The organism is Rhizobium sp. C1 (assembly GCF_021026335.1).
In the GTDB taxonomy this organism is placed as follows: Bacteria; Pseudomonadota; Alphaproteobacteria; order Rhizobiales; family Rhizobiaceae; genus Ensifer_A.
In genome coordinates this window covers 93,707-108,334 of sequence record NZ_JAJNCY010000001.1, presented here as the reverse complement: position 1 = coordinate 108,334, position 14,628 = coordinate 93,707, and the positions used below count along the sequence as shown (strand labels likewise).

The following is a 14,628-nucleotide window of genomic DNA, read 5'->3' as shown; positions in this document are numbered from 1 at the left end:
GCTAGTGAGGGAACGCTAACTCAGTTCAAAAATTTTATCAAACGGTAAAAATATGCCCGCGACGATTTTTTTGGCCTGCCCAAAGCTTGGGCATTTTCGCCGATTATCGAAGATCAATTTTCAGCAAAAAGCCTTTGCTGCTCGCGGTTTCGATAGGCTTTCGGCGTGATGCCGGTCTGGCGCGAGAAGAGCCGGTTGAAATAGGCAGGATCGGAAAAACCGAGATCGAAGGCGATCTGCTGCACGGTCATGGAAGTGAAGACGAGATCGCGCCGCGCCTCTTCCATCACGCGCTCGGCGATCAGCTGTCCGACCGATTGCCCGGTGATCTTGCGGCAGACGCGGTTGAGATGCACGGGCGTGAGCGCAAGCTTCTCGGCATAGAATTCCACCGGCTGCTGCTGACGGAAATGCAGCGCGATCAGCGTCTTCAGCTTCTCGATCCGTAAGCTGTCGCGCTCCGCCTCCCCCGCCATCCTTCCGCCCGCAGCCCCGATGCGGCCAACGAGGATCATCGTCGCCGAGAGGCAGGCGCGGACGAACTCGCCATCGATGCCGAACCCCGCCGCCACTTCCGTATTGATGCGCCCGATGAGATCGCGCACCAGCCGCGCATCGTCGTTCGCCTGATCCAGCCGATGCGCCAGCGGGCTTTCCATCAGCGCCGGTGCCGGCACCACGGGAAGCCGCGAAAGCACGAAGGTCAGCACGTTGCCGTCAATATCCGGCGAAAAACGGAAGCCATGCACCCGCTCCGGCGGCACTGTCACCAGCGCGCCGGGCGAGAGCGGAATGGCGCGGTCCGGCAGCACCAGTTCCCCCTCGCCCCCGCGAATGTCGAGAAACTGAAAAAAGGCCTCATGCCTGTGCGGTCGGATTTCCCAATGGTTCACGCTGCTGCGCGCGGGAATGGATTCGGAATGAATCCAGAAATCGCCGACCGCCGCGCGGTCTTCGCCATAGAGCGCATAAGTGGGTATGGCTTGCCGCACTGCAGCATCTCCTGATGTTTCAAAAGTGCAATATTTTGACCGGTTTTTCCATTGTTCGCAAGCGGCGCGGATTTATCATTCAGCAAGATTGAAAGCGTCGGGTGGGAGCCCGGCGAAATGGGAGGAACTCGCTTATGCGCACTCAAGTCGCCATCGTCGGCTGCGGCCCGTCCGGCCTTCTGCTCGGCCAGCTTCTCACCAATGCCGGCATCGACAACATCATCCTAGACCGCGTCGACCGCGACTATATCCTGGGCCGCATCCGCGCCGGTGTGCTGGAAGTCGGCATGGTCGGCATGCTCGACAAGGCCAAGTCCGGCGACCGCATGCATGCCGAAGGCCTCGTCCATGACGGCTTCAGCCTCTCCTTCGACGGCGTCCAGCATCGCATCGACCTCAAGGGCCTGACCGGCACCTCCGTCATGGTCTATGGCCAGACGGAACTGACCCGCGACCTGATGGACAAGCGCATCGAGACCGGCGGCCTGACGATCTACAACGCAGCCAACGTCACCCCGCACGATTTCGACACCGACCATCCTTACGTCACTTATGAAAAGGACGGCGTCACGCATCGCATCGATGCCGATTTCATCGCCGGCTGTGACGGTTTCCATGGCGCTTGCCGCGCCGCCGTGCAGGACAAGGGCGTCAGGAATTTCGAGAAGGTGTACCCGTTCGGCTGGCTCGGTGTTCTCGCCGATGTGCCGCCGGTCGATCACGAGCTGATCTATGCCCATCATGCGCGCGGCTTTGCGCTCTGCTCGCAGCGTTCTCTGGTCCGTAGCCGCTACTATGTTCAGGTGCCGCTGACCGACAAGGCAGAAGAGTGGTCGGACGATGCCTTCTGGGACGAACTGCGCCGCCGCATTCCAGCCGACAAGGCGGAAGCCTTGAAGACCGGTCCGTCGATCGAAAAGTCCATTGCGCCGCTCCGGTCCTTCGTCGCCGAACCGCTACGCTTCGGCCGCATGTTCCTGGCGGGCGACGCCGGCCACATCGTGCCGCCAACAGGCGCCAAGGGCCTCAACCTCGCGGCCTCCGACATCCATTACCTCTTCTCGGGCCTGCAGGAATTCTACGGCGAGAAATCATTTGCCGCACTCGACGACTATTCCCGCCGCGCACTGTCGCGCATCTGGAAGGCCGAGCGCTTCTCCTGGTCGATGACCATGCTGATGCACACGTTCGAAGCCGAAGGCGAATTCGGCCTGCGCATGCAGCAATCGGAATTCGCCTACCTCACAAGCTCAAAAGCTCCGCAGCTCGCCATGGCGGAGAACTATGTGGGCCTGCCCTACTGACGACGAGACACAGAACACGCCTCCCAAGGCCGGCGGCTTCGAAAGGGGCCGCCTTTTGTTTTTCCGGACGAAAATAGGACGTTTCTCTTATCTGAAAAAAGATGACTCTTTTCATCCACTTTAATCTTTACCAAAATAATCATGTTTTGTATGTTGCCGTCACTGGACATCCTCTGGAGGGACGCAAGTGGCGAAAAAGACTTCGAAAAACGCGAGCAAGCAGGACTCGCGAAAGAATGGTGGCGACTGTAGTCCCGCCGAGACAAAGGCCGATCTGAAGAGCTTTCTCTATGTGGGCGGACGCGATTGCCAGGTGGCGCATCTGCGCCAGATCGCCTCGGCCCATGGGGCTGAGTTGATCCATCACGACGGCGGCCTGCGCGAAGCGGTCAGCCGCATCGACACGGTGCTTCCTTCCGTCGATTGTGTCTTCTGCCCCATCGACTGCATCAGCCACGACGCCTGCCTGCGCGTGAAAACCGGCTGCAAGAAGCACGGCAAGCGCTTCATCCCCTTGCGCAACGGCTCCAAGTCAAGCCTCGAACGCGCACTTCAGGACATCAAGGACGGACGGCTGAAACATGCGTGACCGAGACGATAACGGGCTTCGCGGAATGATGCGCCTGCATGATATAGCGGCCGCCTATGGCGATGGCTTGATCCCGGAGCTTTACGATCTTCTGGCGCGACCCGCACCGCCGGTCGAGATCGCCGGCAATGTCGTGGCCTTCCAGCCTCGCCGCGACGAGCCCTTGAATGCTCGCGAAACTCCGCCACATAAGGATGAGACCGCAGGTTCCAGAAACTGATAGCCAGAGGCCCCGCATGTATATCGCCATGAACCGTTTCAAGATCGCCAAGGGCTCGGAGAGCCAGTTCGAGGACATCTGGCGCAACCGCGATTCGAAGCTGAAGGAAAATCCCGGCTTCGTGGAATTCCACCTCCTGCGCGGCAAGACGCATGACGAAGAGGGCTTCACGCAATTCGTCTCGCATTCCACCTGGGAAAGCGAAGAGGCCTTCATCGGCTGGACGAAATCGGAAAACTTCCGCGCGGCTCACAAGACCGCAGGCGACAACCGCAGCATCTATCTCGGCCCGCCCGTCTTCGAGGGGTACACGTCCGTCATCGACGGCTAAGCCCCTGTCGGGGGTTGAGACGCGACGGCATGCAGCTTGGTCAAGTGCAGACACCCATTGACGCGTACGCGCGAGTCAAAGATCCATTTTGCGCTCAAGATACATAAGCAAAAACAGTATTTAAGCGCGAATTAATATAATCATTCCGCGTCGCCTCGTCCGCTTTTATATTGACGAGCACGTAAACGTAAGGAATGATGGTTATCAATTCGTCAATGCCGTTGAGGAGCGGCATGGGCGAAAGCGCCTGTCAGGGAGCCTCGTCGGGGACAGGTCCTCTCTTGATGGAACGCCGTGGTTGAAGCGTATCAGGGAGGAGATCGATTCATGGCCATCTCGAATTACACGACATCACAGCTTGGGATTCTTCAGGCCTTCGGCCTTTCGCCGACCGGGCTCCTGAATTACCAGGCTAACCCGCTCGGCGGTTTCAGCCTCGGCGGCATGAGCGGCCTGTTCGATGGCCTTTTGCCGGAAACATATGGTGGCAGGTCCATTAGCTTTACCGCGCCGAACTGGCTGGCGCAGGTCGGCCCCAGCCCCGAATTCACGAGTTTCGGTCTTTTCAACGGAACCTTTGTGCGGGCCTTTTTACCGGCGCCCACGCCCGCCGCATCCGCATCGACGCCGCAACCGCCGAACCCTTCGACCGGCATGTTCGGCTACAAAGACTATTCGGCAGAAAAATCTGCACAGCTGGTAGATACGGCATTCAAGCTGGCAACCTATGAGCAGATGGACAAGATCTTCGGCATCAATGTCGGCGGGATCGTCAATCAGATCGGCAATGTCATGCCCGATGGCCTGGCGGCCAACAGGATGCATCTCGAATTGCCCGCGGGATGGTCGAAAGTCGCCCCCGCGGCCCTCGGCCTGGGCCAGAACGCGCTCGATCCGGATGGCTATTACATCATCAAGAGCCCATTGACCGGCACCACCTACAGCGGCCCGCAAGCGCAGATCCTGGAGCAGCACGACAGCGCAGGCCACATCACCGGCCTTTCCGTGACCTTTATCGGCACGAACTCTCCCGTTGACGTGCTGGATTATCTCCAGCTCAACAGCGGAGAGATCGCTCCCAACATGGAGCCTCTGCTCAACGCCGTGCGCGATTACGCGGTCGCCCATCATCTGGGCGCGCAGGATGTGATCGTCACCGGCTATTCGCTGGGAGCGGCCTATACCAACGTCATGGCCCGCTTCGCCGACAGCCTGTCCGGCGGCTTCTTCGCCAACAGCAACTACATCGCCTACGAAGTGCCCTATATCTACGACCAGAAGGATCGGGTGCTGAATATCGGCTACGAGAACGACGTCGTGCATCGCGCGGCGGGCGACTGGGGCAGCCTTGCCCAGGCCGTAGCCGCCGCTCCAGGCCTGATCGGCCAGGATTACAACCTGCATTCCTCGACCGACAATCTGGTTCTGTTCAGCGACGATTATGCCAGCCCCACCTGGCCCGCAGGCCCGTTCGCGCTCTACAACATTGTCGGCGGCTGGAGCGCGCATGTCGCCGGCATCACGAGCGACGGCCTGCAGCGCATCATGAATTCGCATTTCTACGAATTCACCACCCGCGACAGTCTTGTCATCGTGTCCAATCTCAGTGGCCTGACCCGCGGCACGACCTGGGTGCAGGACCTCGACAGGCCTTCGGACCGCTACGACCACGTTGGCGATTCCGCCTTCATCGTCGGCACCGCCTATGATGACAAGATCGCGGGCAACCGCGGCAACGACTATATCGATGGCATGGACGGCAACGACATCATCCGGCCCGGTACAGGCGCCAACCGCATCGAGGGTGGCGCCGGCAACGACACGCTGCAGCTTCAGGGCACGATGAGCGACTGGACAGTGACCAAGCTTTCGGACGGGACGCTGGCATTCTTCTCCAAGTCCTACGGGATGAACATCGTCTCGGGCGTCGAACAGGTGACCTTCCTGGAGACCGGGCCTCTGCACACCCCCCGCAACTACGACATCGTGTCGGACCGGCTCGAAGATCAGACCTTCAGCGGTTCGTTCGAATGGCTCGACCAGGATGTGGCCTTCGTCAAGAGCACACAAGGGACGGCGGGCAACGACGTTCTGACCGGCAAGTTCGTCTTCGGCTTGGCCGGTGATGACATCATCAACGGCACAAGCGGCAACGACGTGCTTTACGGCGGCAGCGGCAATGACAAGCTGAACGGCGGCGCCGGCAATGACTTCATTTATGGCGGTGAAGGCAACGATGTCCTGACAGGGGGCGGTGGCAACGACCTGCTCAACGGCGGCCTCGGCAACGACCAGTTCGTCTTCGACGCCAAGCTTGCCGGCTTTGTCACCATCGAAGACTTCCGCCTCAGCGCGGACGAACTTGACATGATCGTGGTAAAGAACAGCGGCTACTCCAGCGCCGCCGAATTGCTGAGCCATGCCCACCAGACAGCGGACGGTGTGCTCTTCGACTTCGGCAGCGCGGACCTGCTGATCGCCCATGCCCACACGTCGGACATTACCAAGGACATGCTGCTTCTGGCCTGACCCTGGCAAGCAGCACATGGTCTCCGCCACGGACAATTTGGAGGCGGAAGACGCAAATGCAAAGCCCGGCGCCCGGATGTCAAACCGGGCGCCGGGCTTTCACGATTGAGGCCTCTGCGACAACAGCGCGCCCACGCCAATCACCAACCAGCCGGCCATCATGATCATGCCGCCGGACGGAGCAGACATCGGGAAAAGCCCGCTCCCGGTGAAATGGCGCTTCACCAGATCGCCGGCAAAAAGCAGAACGCCCAGAATGACAAGCAGCCCGGGCAGCGTGGCGAAACGCAGACGATCGCCCGCTGCGATCAGCCCGAGCAGCGCCGGCGCATGCACCAGGCACATAAGCGCCGCGCCGCCCAGAAGCCGCTGATCGTCCATATGCGATGCGGCGGCGGCAAGCCCGATGCCGCACATGCCAAAAAGCCCGGCAAACACGCCGAAAAGCCGAATTCGGATCGTCTCAGGCATGCGGCTCCCCCTCCTCGCGGTTCTGCATGTGATGCGCAAGCTGCTCCACCGGCTTCCAGATGATCTCCCTGAGCTTGGGATGCTCGATCGTCTCATCCATCGCCATACGGAAGCACAAGAGCCATTCGTCACGCTCGGCCGCGCCGATCGGCGCGCTGAAATGGCGCGCGCGCAACCGGGGATGACCGTATTTCTCGATATAGAGCTGCGGACCGCCCATATAGCCGGTCAGATAGTCGTAAAGCTTGTCGCGCGAACGCTCGAGGCTCGGCGGATGGATCGCGCGGCAGTTCTTCGCTTCCGGCAGCGTGTCCATCAGATCGTAGAAACGCGCGACCAGCTTTCGGATGGTCTCCTCGCCGCCGATGGCTTCGTAAAGCGTGATGGTCTCTTCTGTGCTCATCGCCAAATCCTGTCTGGAAAATATCCGGCAAGAGGGCGAGGCCTTCTGGGAGCGCATGAACGCACCTGGGCGGCGGCCCCTCCGCTTCTTGCAGCCAGACCCTGCATAAGCATGTGCGGAAAGAAGTAGCAAGGCGGCGATTTGGCGCGTCGGCGAAAGGGCGTGATCGCAACAGAAGCGGCAATGCATTCAGGCGGGGAGCAGCACAGGCGCTTGATGGCACGCGAAACTCTGCCTCGTCCCGACGTCACGGCGAAAGTTACAGGCGGCGACCGACAGCCCTTTTGCGAGCTGATGCATGTCCTTGCCCATTGCCGGCGAGGTTATGCCCCGCATTCCCCTTGCCGAGCAGCTCGCGGACATCGATCGACGGCATCGGCCTGCCGAGGAGATAGCCTTGCAGATCGTCACAATGATTGGCGCGCAGAAACTCCATCTGCCCCAGAGTCTCCACGCCCTCGGCCAGCACACGCAAACCGAGCCGTTGCCCCATCGCGATGATCGCGGAGGCGATGGACGCGGCGGCCTCGTTCGTCTCGATATCGCGAATGATCGAACGGTCGATCTTCAACCGGTCGACAGGCAGCCGTGCAAGCGCACCGAGATTGGAAAAACCGGTGCCGAAATCGTCGATCGCGATGGAAATCCCGAGCGCCTTCAATTCACTCATGATCGAAATGGCTTTGCTCTCGTCATCGAGCAGCATGGATTCGGTTAGTTCAAGCTCCAGCAGCGCCGGATCAATCCCGCTCTCGGCAAGCGCCGTACGAACCTGTTCGCGGATCTCCCCCCCCGAAAACTGCTGCGCGGACACATTGACGGAGACGCTGCGGCGAAGCCCGAAATCACGTCCCCAACGGGCAGCTTCCCGGCAGGCGCGCGTCAACACCGCCCCGCCGAGATCCACGATCAGACCTTCCTGTTCGGCAAGAGGAATGAAGGCCCCGGGCCCCAGCCGCCCCTGTTCGGGGTGCTGCCAGCGCGCCAGCGCCTCGAAACCGTAAATACAGGAGTCGTGCAGGCTCATCAGCGGCTGGAAATCGAGGTCGATGCGGCCAGTCTCGATCGACATCCTGAGCGTGTCTATCTGCTGTCTGCGCTGTTCCTGCAAGCGCGAAAATTCGGGATCGTAGAGTTCAATCCGGTCGCGCCCCACCTGCTTGGCCCGGTGCAGCGCTGTCGTCGCGTGGCTCAGCAACTCCTGCGCATCGCCGCCATGGCGAGGAAAGACGGCAAGACCGGCACTGACCGATACGTTCAACCTCAGGCGATTGATCTCCAGGGGCTTGCGGACTGAACCCAGAAACTCCTTGAGCGCGGTAGCGGCGTCCCGCCCTTCGCCCTTGCGAAGCACAACCACGAATTCGTCGGCACCGAGACGGGCAACCAGATCGCCCGGGCGCAGCGCAGCCACCATGCGCGCGCTGATCGCGCTCAGGAAGGCGTCCCCCTCGCTATGGCCATGCCGGTCGTTGATCTGCTTGAAATCATCGACATCGAGAACCGCGACCCCGACAGCCCGGCCTTCCGCAGAAGCCGAGGCAAGTTCCACCGCCAGCATTTCGGAAAATGCCGAACGGTTCGGCAACCCCGTCAGGCTGTCGCGCTCCGCCATGATGCGCAGCTGCGCGGTGACGCGTTCGCGCTCGAGGGCAAGCTCGGCAAGCCGCGCCCCGAGCGCAAGACAGCGGGCTTCGAACTCGCTCGGCAGCCGCGGCTGGCGCGAATAGAGCGCGAACGTTCCATGCACAGTCCCGTCGGCGTTGAAATAGGGCATCGACCAGCATGAGCGCAGCTCATAAGGCGCCGCGACGGGGCGGAAGGCTTCCCAGTTCGGGTCGGTGAGAATATCCTGCGTGTAGATCGGCACGCCCCGGAAGCAGGCCGTTCCGCACGTTCCCGCATTGTCGGCGACCATCATGCCGATCAGGCTTTGGCCGTATTCCGCGGCCATCGAGGGCGCGATGATTTCAGCGACCATGGAGCGGTCGGCGGAAAGGATCAGCAACGAGCCCCAGAACCCTTCGAGCAAGCCTTCGCAAAGCGAGGTGATGCGCGCAAAGACCTCCGCAACAGGACGATCAGCCGCCAGCATTTCCAGCACGTCGATCTGAGCCTCGAGCAGTACGCGCGACTGCATCGCCTCCGTCGACTGGCGGACCTGACCGCAAACAGCAATGACATCTCCGGATTCGTCGAACACCGGATATTTCGACGTCTGATTCCAGCGCGAACCGCCCTGCGGAAGTTTCCACTGATAAGGATCGAGGAATATCGGTTTGCCCGTGGCAAAGATCTCGGCGTCTTCCCTTATGTATTGACTGGACAGCTCTTCGGCGAAAAGGTCGCCATCGCGCCTGCCGTTGATTTCCTCCGGTGGCAGCCCGACGGAAAAGGCGCATTCCCGGTTGGCAAGGACATAACGCCCTGCCCGATCCTTGATGAATATCTCGTCCGGAAGCTGATCGAGAGCCGCAGACAGAAGATCCATACGCGCGGCCTGATCTTCAAGCCCGGACAAAGCAGCAAGAAGCCTTGTTCGCTCTGCATCACCGAGACCAGCGTGAGCATTCAGGACATGCTCAATCTCAAGGTACGACGACTTCCTGCCCTTCAAGTGCACCCCCCGGCCTCACGCGTCCGTCCGCTGTCTAAAAAAAACGTTATTCAAACCATTCACAGTGACGCGTAAAATACATGCAACATAGTTTCATTATGCAACACTACAACGTTTGCGTACAGACTGCTCGATTACAACGACTCGATGTTAACACGCCGTAAAAGACGAAACTTGCGTTAAATCAAAACAGCGATGCCATGCTCCGCCAGAATCGATCGCTACCCTTGATATCACAGTTTCACAGTCTCAGGGTCTGACCTGAAGTCCGCTCATGTAAAGCTGTTCGAGAAACCGGGCGGCATCCTCGAAGCGGCCGTCGCCGCTGCGGGCCGGCCCAAGGACAGCTTTCACCTGTACGTCGAAATCGGCATAGTGCTGCGTCGTCGCCCAGATGGAAAAGATAAGGTGATAAGGATCGCAGCGGCCGATCTTGCCCGCCTTCACCCAGGCACGGATCACCTCGGCCTTTTCATCGACAAGCTTTCTCAGATCATCCAGCTCTTCCACGATGGACGGCGCGCCGCGCAGGATCTCGTTTGCAAACAGCCGGCTTTCGCGCGGGAAGTCGCGCGACATTTCCAGCTTGCGGCGGATATAGCTCTTGATCTCGACTTCCGGATTTCCCTCCGCATCGAATTCCCGCAGCGGATCGAGCCATGTGTCGAGCACACGATCGATCAGCGCCCGGTGCATCGCCTCCTTGGTGCGGAAATAATAGAGCAGATTGGGCTTCGACATGCCGGCCACCTCGGCAATCTGGTCGATCGTCGCCCCCTTGAAACCGTGCATGGAAAAGACGTCCAGAGCCGCCTCGAGGATGATCTCCTCCTTCTCCTCCTGGATGCGTGTCCTGCGCTGCGTTTTCGCCGCTCTCGGTATCGCCATATCACCCCTCATCGTCCGCCACCTGAGCGGAATTGCCTTTTGAAAAGGCACTGCGAACTTAATATGCACTTATCGACGATTTTCTCTGATGTGACTGCTTTTTTCGTCTTGAGTGCAGCAACGGAAGCTGTAATGTTTACCAACCGGTCAAATTATCCGTCATGCAATTTACAAACGCAACGCGGATTTTGTGAAAAAACAAGAAAAGAAAACCGGTCGGAACAATGAGGCGAAGACCACGCAAAAGTGGCGCGCCGAGACAGAAAACTGAGGAGAATTTCCATGGCTGCACCGGGCCAGAACATGCGCGTCAATGCCGATCGTCTGTGGGACAGCCTCATGGACATGGCGAAGATCGGCCCCGGCATCGCGGGCGGCAACAATCGCCAGACGCTGACCGATGCGGATGCGCAAGGACGCAAGCTCTTCCAGTCCTGGTGCGAGGCAGCTGGCCTCACCATGGGCGTCGACAAGATCGGCAACATGTTCATGACGCGCCCCGGCACCGACCCGGATGCGCTGCCCATTTATGTCGGCTCGCATCTCGACACCCAGCCGACCGGCGGTAAATATGATGGCGTGCTCGGCGTTCTCGCCGGTCTCGAAGTCATCCGCTCGATGAACGACCTCAACATCAAGACGAAGCACCCCATCGTCGTCGTCAACTGGACGAACGAGGAAGGCGCGCGCTTCGCCCCCGCCATGCTCGCCTCCGGCGTCTTCGCCGGCATCCACTCGCTCGACTACGCCTACGATCGCAAGGACATGGAAGGCCTGCGCTTCGGCGACGAACTCGCCCGCATCGGCTGGATTGGCGACGAAGAGGTGGGTGCGCGCAAGATGCACGCCTATTTCGAATATCACATCGAACAGGGACCGATCCTCGAAGCCGAAGACAAGCAGATCGGCGTCGTCACCCACTGTCAGGGCCTCTGGTGGCTGGAATTCACGCTGACCGGCAAGGAGGCGCATACCGGCTCGACGCCGATGAACATGCGTGTGAACGCCGGGCTTGCCATGGCCCGCATCATGGAAATGGTGCAGACGGTGGCGATGGAAAACCAGCCGGGCTGCGTCGGCGGCGTCGGCCAGGTGAAATTCTCGCCCAATTCCCGCAACGTACTGCCCGGAACCGTTATCTTCACCGTCGATATCCGCTCGCCGGATCAGGCGAAGCTCGACGGCATGCGCGCCCGCATCGAGAAGGAAGCCGCCACTATCGCCGAAGCGCTCGGCGTCGGCTGCTCGGTCGAGGCCGTCGGCCATTTCGACCCCGTCACCTTCGACCCCACCCTCGTCTCTGCAGTGCGCAAGGCCGCGGAAGACCTCGGCTACAGCCACATGAACCTCATCTCCGGCGCCGGCCATGACGCCTGCTGGGCCGCCAAGGTGGCGCCTGCCACCATGGTCATGTGCCCCTGCGTCGGCGGCCTTTCGCACAACGAGGCGGAAGAGATTTCCAAGGAATGGGCGGGTGCTGGTGCCGATGTGCTGCTGCGCGCAGTGGTCGAGACGGCGGGGATTGTGGAGTGAATTCATGATGGCATTCCGTGCCGCCCCCTCATCCGGCCCTTCGGGCCACCTTCTCCCCGATGGGGAGAAGAGGGAGCACGCTTTTGCCGTCTCGGAAAATCAGCGAGGTCGGGCGCCAAGAGCAAGGCAAACGCCCGCTTCTCCCCCGCGGGGAGAAGGTGGCCCGAAGGGTCGGATGAGGGGGCGGAGCGACATGCGCAATCCGGACAAGTCTCTCACCAAGCGAACCCAACGCGGCACCTCATTGGCGCGCCAACTCCGACACGATGAAACGGAGGCGGAATTTCGTCTATGGGTCGATCTGAGAAACAGGCGCCTCAATGGCTACAAGTTTTCACGCCAGATCCCGCTCGGCCCCTATATTGCAGACTTTGTTTGCAGACAGAACAATTTGATCGTCGAAGTGGACGGATCGCAGCACGCTGAAAATCCCATGGACGAACTCCGCACGGATTGGCTGAACCGCCAGGGATACGCAGTCCTGCGCTTCTGGAACAACGAAGTACTGACGGAACGCCGCAGCGTTCTTGAAACGATTCTCGCGGTCCTTGAGGGAAGGATCGTCGAAAGATGTGACTCGACGCGCTTCTATCCGGCGCGGAACCATAACAAGGGAACAGCATCATGAGCAGCACAGTCATCAAGGGCGGCACGATCGTCACCGCCGACCTGACATACAAGGCGGATGTGAAGATCGAGCATGGGGTGATCGTGGAGATCGGCCCGAACCTCGCCGGCAATGAAATCCTGGATGCGACCGGCTGCTATGTCATGCCGGGCGGCATCGATCCCCATGTGCATCTCGAAATGCCTTTCATGGGCACCTATTCGTCCGATGATTTCGAGAGCGGCACGCGCGCAGGTCTCGCCGGCGGCACCACGATGGTCGTCGATTTCTGCCTGCCCGATCCTGGCCAGTCGCTCGTGGATGCGCTGAAGCGCTGGGACAACAAGTCGACCCGCGCCAATGCCGACTATTCCTTCCACATGTCGATCACATGGTGGGGCGAGCAGGTCTTCAACGAGATGGAGACCATCGTCAAAGAGAAGGGCATCAACACCTTCAAGCACTTCATGGCCTACAAGGGCGCGCTAATGGTGGATGACGACGAGATGTTCTCCTCCTTCCAGCGCTGCGCCGCACTCGGCGCGCTGCCGCTGGTGCATGCCGAAAACGGCGACATCGTCGCGCAGATGCAGCAGAAACTGCTCGCCGAAGGCAATAACGGCCCCGAGGCCCACGCCTATTCCCGCCCCGCCTCCGTCGAGGGCGAGGCAACCAACCGCGCCATCATCATCGCCGACATGGCCGGTGTTCCGCTCTATGTGGTCCACACCTCCTGCGAACAGGCCCATGAAGCCATTCGCCGCGCGCGCCAGAACGGCATGCGCGTCTATGGCGAGCCGCTGATCCAGCACCTGACGCTCGACGAGAGCGAGTATGCGAATGCAGACTGGGACCATGCCGCCCGCCGCGTCATGTCGCCCCCCTTCCGCGACAAGAAGCATCAGGACAGCCTCTGGGCCGGCCTTGCGTCGGGCTCGCTGCAGGTGGTCGCGACCGACCACTGCGCCTTTACCACCGAGCAGAAGCGCTATGGTGTGGGCGATTTCACCAAGATCCCGAACGGCACCGGCGGCCTTGAAGACCGCCTGCCCATGCTCTGGACCTATGGCGTGGCGACCGGCCGCATCACCATGAACGAGTTCGTCGCCGTCACCTCGACCAACATCGCCAAGATCCTCAACGTCTATCCGAAGAAGGGCGCAATCCTCGTCGGAGCCGATGCCGACATCGTCGTCTGGGACCCCAACCGCGAAAAGACGATCACGGCGGCGAGCCAGCAATCGGCCATCGACTACAACGTCTTCGAAGGCAAGAAGGTGAAAGGCCTGCCCCGCTTCACGCTCACCCGCGGCTATGTCGCCGTCGAGGAATCCAGCATCAAGACCCGCGAAGGTCACGGCCAGTTCGTCGCCCGAGACCCCTTCCCCGCCGTGTCGTCGGCTCTGTCGACCTGGAAGGAAGTGACGGCGCCGCGCAAGGTGCAGCGCACGGGCATTCCGGCGAGCGGGGTGTGAGCCATGGATTGGTCTAATCTCGCCGCATTCGCTGTCACTGAACTCCTGCTTTGCCTATCGCCGGGACCGGCAGTTCTGCTGGTCGTCGGTCTGTCGATGCGGCAGGGCTTCTGGCGGTCGCAAGCTGCGGCAGCGGGCATCTTGACGACGAACGCCATCTATTTCGCACTGTCGGCGGCAGGCGTCGCATCGCTGATCCTCGCCAGCGCAATGCTGTTTTATGTGCTGAAGATTATCGGGGCGCTTTATCTCGCCTGGCTGGGCATCAAGATGGTGGCTCCGCTGGTCGGAGCCTGGTGGCGCGGCGAGAAACACGACGCGCCCTTCGCGGAAGCATCGAAAATGCCACGCGCGAAAACCCCGCCACTGGAACTCTACTGGAAAGGCATCAGTCTTCAGGCCGCCAACCCGAAAAACCTTGCATTCTTCGTTGCCATCCTGCCCCAGTTCATCGATCCGCATGGACCGGTTGCGTTCCAGATGGTTGTCCTCGGCAGCGTTTCTGTCCTGCTGGAACTGCCGGTCTTGGTCATCTACGCCCTCTCCTTCTCCGCGCTGGCCAAGGTCATCACGGAACGGGTCGTCCTCTGGATAGAAGCCATCGCCGGCGGCATCCTGATGCTGTTGGCAGGTGCCTTGGCATGGGAGCGGAAGACTTGATGGCAAAGC

13 protein-coding genes and 1 pseudogene are annotated in these 14,628 nt (G+C 60.6%); 9 read left to right on the top strand and 5 right to left on the bottom strand.

The genetic code is table 11. The features are described from left to right. Positions 1-113 precede the first annotated feature (113 nt). On the bottom strand, positions 114-992 hold the full coding sequence (locus LQK83_RS21710; RefSeq protein ID WP_230835334.1) for a helix-turn-helix domain-containing protein: 879 nt from the start codon (positions 990-992) through the stop codon (positions 114-116). A gap of 134 nt (positions 993-1,126) precedes the next feature. On the opposite strand from LQK83_RS21710, the gene pobA reads away from it, so the two are divergent. The 5 genes and pseudogenes from pobA to LQK83_RS21570 all read left to right on the top strand — a co-directional run bounded on the left by pobA (position 1,127) and on the right by LQK83_RS21570 (position 5,965). Next, positions 1,127-2,296 (top strand): 4-hydroxybenzoate 3-monooxygenase, encoded by a 1,170-nt coding sequence (gene pobA, locus LQK83_RS00485; protein WP_230835333.1) that lies wholly within the window; start codon positions 1,127-1,129, stop codon positions 2,294-2,296. Between the two features lie 271 nt (positions 2,297-2,567). Then, a pseudogene (locus LQK83_RS00480) lies at positions 2,568-2,885 on the top strand (DUF2325 domain-containing protein); the annotation flags it as partial. Beyond that, on the top strand, positions 2,878-3,105 hold the full coding sequence (locus LQK83_RS00475; RefSeq protein WP_230835331.1) for a hypothetical protein: 228 nt from the start codon (positions 2,878-2,880) through the stop codon (positions 3,103-3,105). The pseudogene LQK83_RS00480 and the gene LQK83_RS00475, both read left to right, overlap by 8 nt. A gap of 16 nt (positions 3,106-3,121) precedes the next feature. Further along, positions 3,122-3,436, top strand: a complete 315-nt coding sequence (locus tag LQK83_RS00470) for an antibiotic biosynthesis monooxygenase family protein (RefSeq protein WP_230835330.1) — start codon at positions 3,122-3,124, stop codon at positions 3,434-3,436. Positions 3,437-3,763: 327 nt separating this feature from the next. Continuing rightward, on the top strand, positions 3,764-5,965 hold the full coding sequence (locus LQK83_RS21570) for a calcium-binding protein (RefSeq protein ID WP_269065133.1): 2,202 nt from the start codon (positions 3,764-3,766) through the stop codon (positions 5,963-5,965). Positions 5,966-6,064: 99 nt separating this feature from the next. Here LQK83_RS21570 and LQK83_RS00460 read toward each other — a convergent pair whose 3' ends face one another. From LQK83_RS00460 to LQK83_RS00445, 4 genes are all read right to left on the bottom strand, one after another. After that, positions 6,065-6,436 carry a DUF423 domain-containing protein gene (locus LQK83_RS00460; RefSeq protein ID WP_230835329.1) on the bottom strand — a complete coding sequence of 124 codons (372 nt, stop codon included), beginning with the start codon at positions 6,434-6,436 and terminating at the stop codon, positions 6,065-6,067. Next, complete coding sequence (locus tag LQK83_RS00455; RefSeq protein WP_230835328.1) at positions 6,429-6,839, bottom strand: group II truncated hemoglobin; 411 nt, start codon at positions 6,837-6,839, stop codon at positions 6,429-6,431. Before LQK83_RS00455 ends, LQK83_RS00460 begins: the two co-directional genes overlap by 8 nt. Positions 6,840-7,098: 259 nt before the next feature. Next, on the bottom strand, positions 7,099-9,330 hold the full coding sequence (locus tag LQK83_RS00450) for a sensor domain-containing protein (protein ID WP_230835327.1): 2,232 nt from the start codon (positions 9,328-9,330) through the stop codon (positions 7,099-7,101). Between the two features lie 375 nt (positions 9,331-9,705). Next, complete coding sequence (locus LQK83_RS00445; protein ID WP_230835326.1) at positions 9,706-10,344, bottom strand: TetR family transcriptional regulator C-terminal domain-containing protein; 639 nt, start codon at positions 10,342-10,344, stop codon at positions 9,706-9,708. 282 nt (positions 10,345-10,626) lie between these two features. On the opposite strand from LQK83_RS00445, the gene LQK83_RS00440 reads away from it, so the two are divergent. The 4 genes from LQK83_RS00440 (at position 10,627) to LQK83_RS00425 (ending at position 14,619) form a co-directional block, all read left to right on the top strand. Beyond that, entirely contained in the window at positions 10,627-11,877 is a 1,251-nt protein-coding gene (locus LQK83_RS00440) for a Zn-dependent hydrolase (protein WP_230835325.1), read from the top strand. 193 nt (positions 11,878-12,070) lie between these two features. Beyond that, on the top strand, positions 12,071-12,505 hold the full coding sequence (locus LQK83_RS00435) for an endonuclease domain-containing protein (RefSeq protein ID WP_230835324.1): 435 nt from the start codon (positions 12,071-12,073) through the stop codon (positions 12,503-12,505). After that, positions 12,502-13,959 carry a dihydropyrimidinase gene (gene hydA, locus LQK83_RS00430; RefSeq protein ID WP_230835323.1) on the top strand — a complete coding sequence of 486 codons (1,458 nt, stop codon included), beginning with the start codon at positions 12,502-12,504 and terminating at the stop codon, positions 13,957-13,959. The genes LQK83_RS00435 and hydA overlap by 4 nt, the downstream gene beginning before the upstream one ends. 3 nt (positions 13,960-13,962) lie before the next feature. After that, positions 13,963-14,619 carry a LysE family translocator gene (locus tag LQK83_RS00425; protein ID WP_230835322.1) on the top strand — a complete coding sequence of 219 codons (657 nt, stop codon included), beginning with the start codon at positions 13,963-13,965 and terminating at the stop codon, positions 14,617-14,619. Positions 14,620-14,628 lie beyond the last annotated feature (9 nt).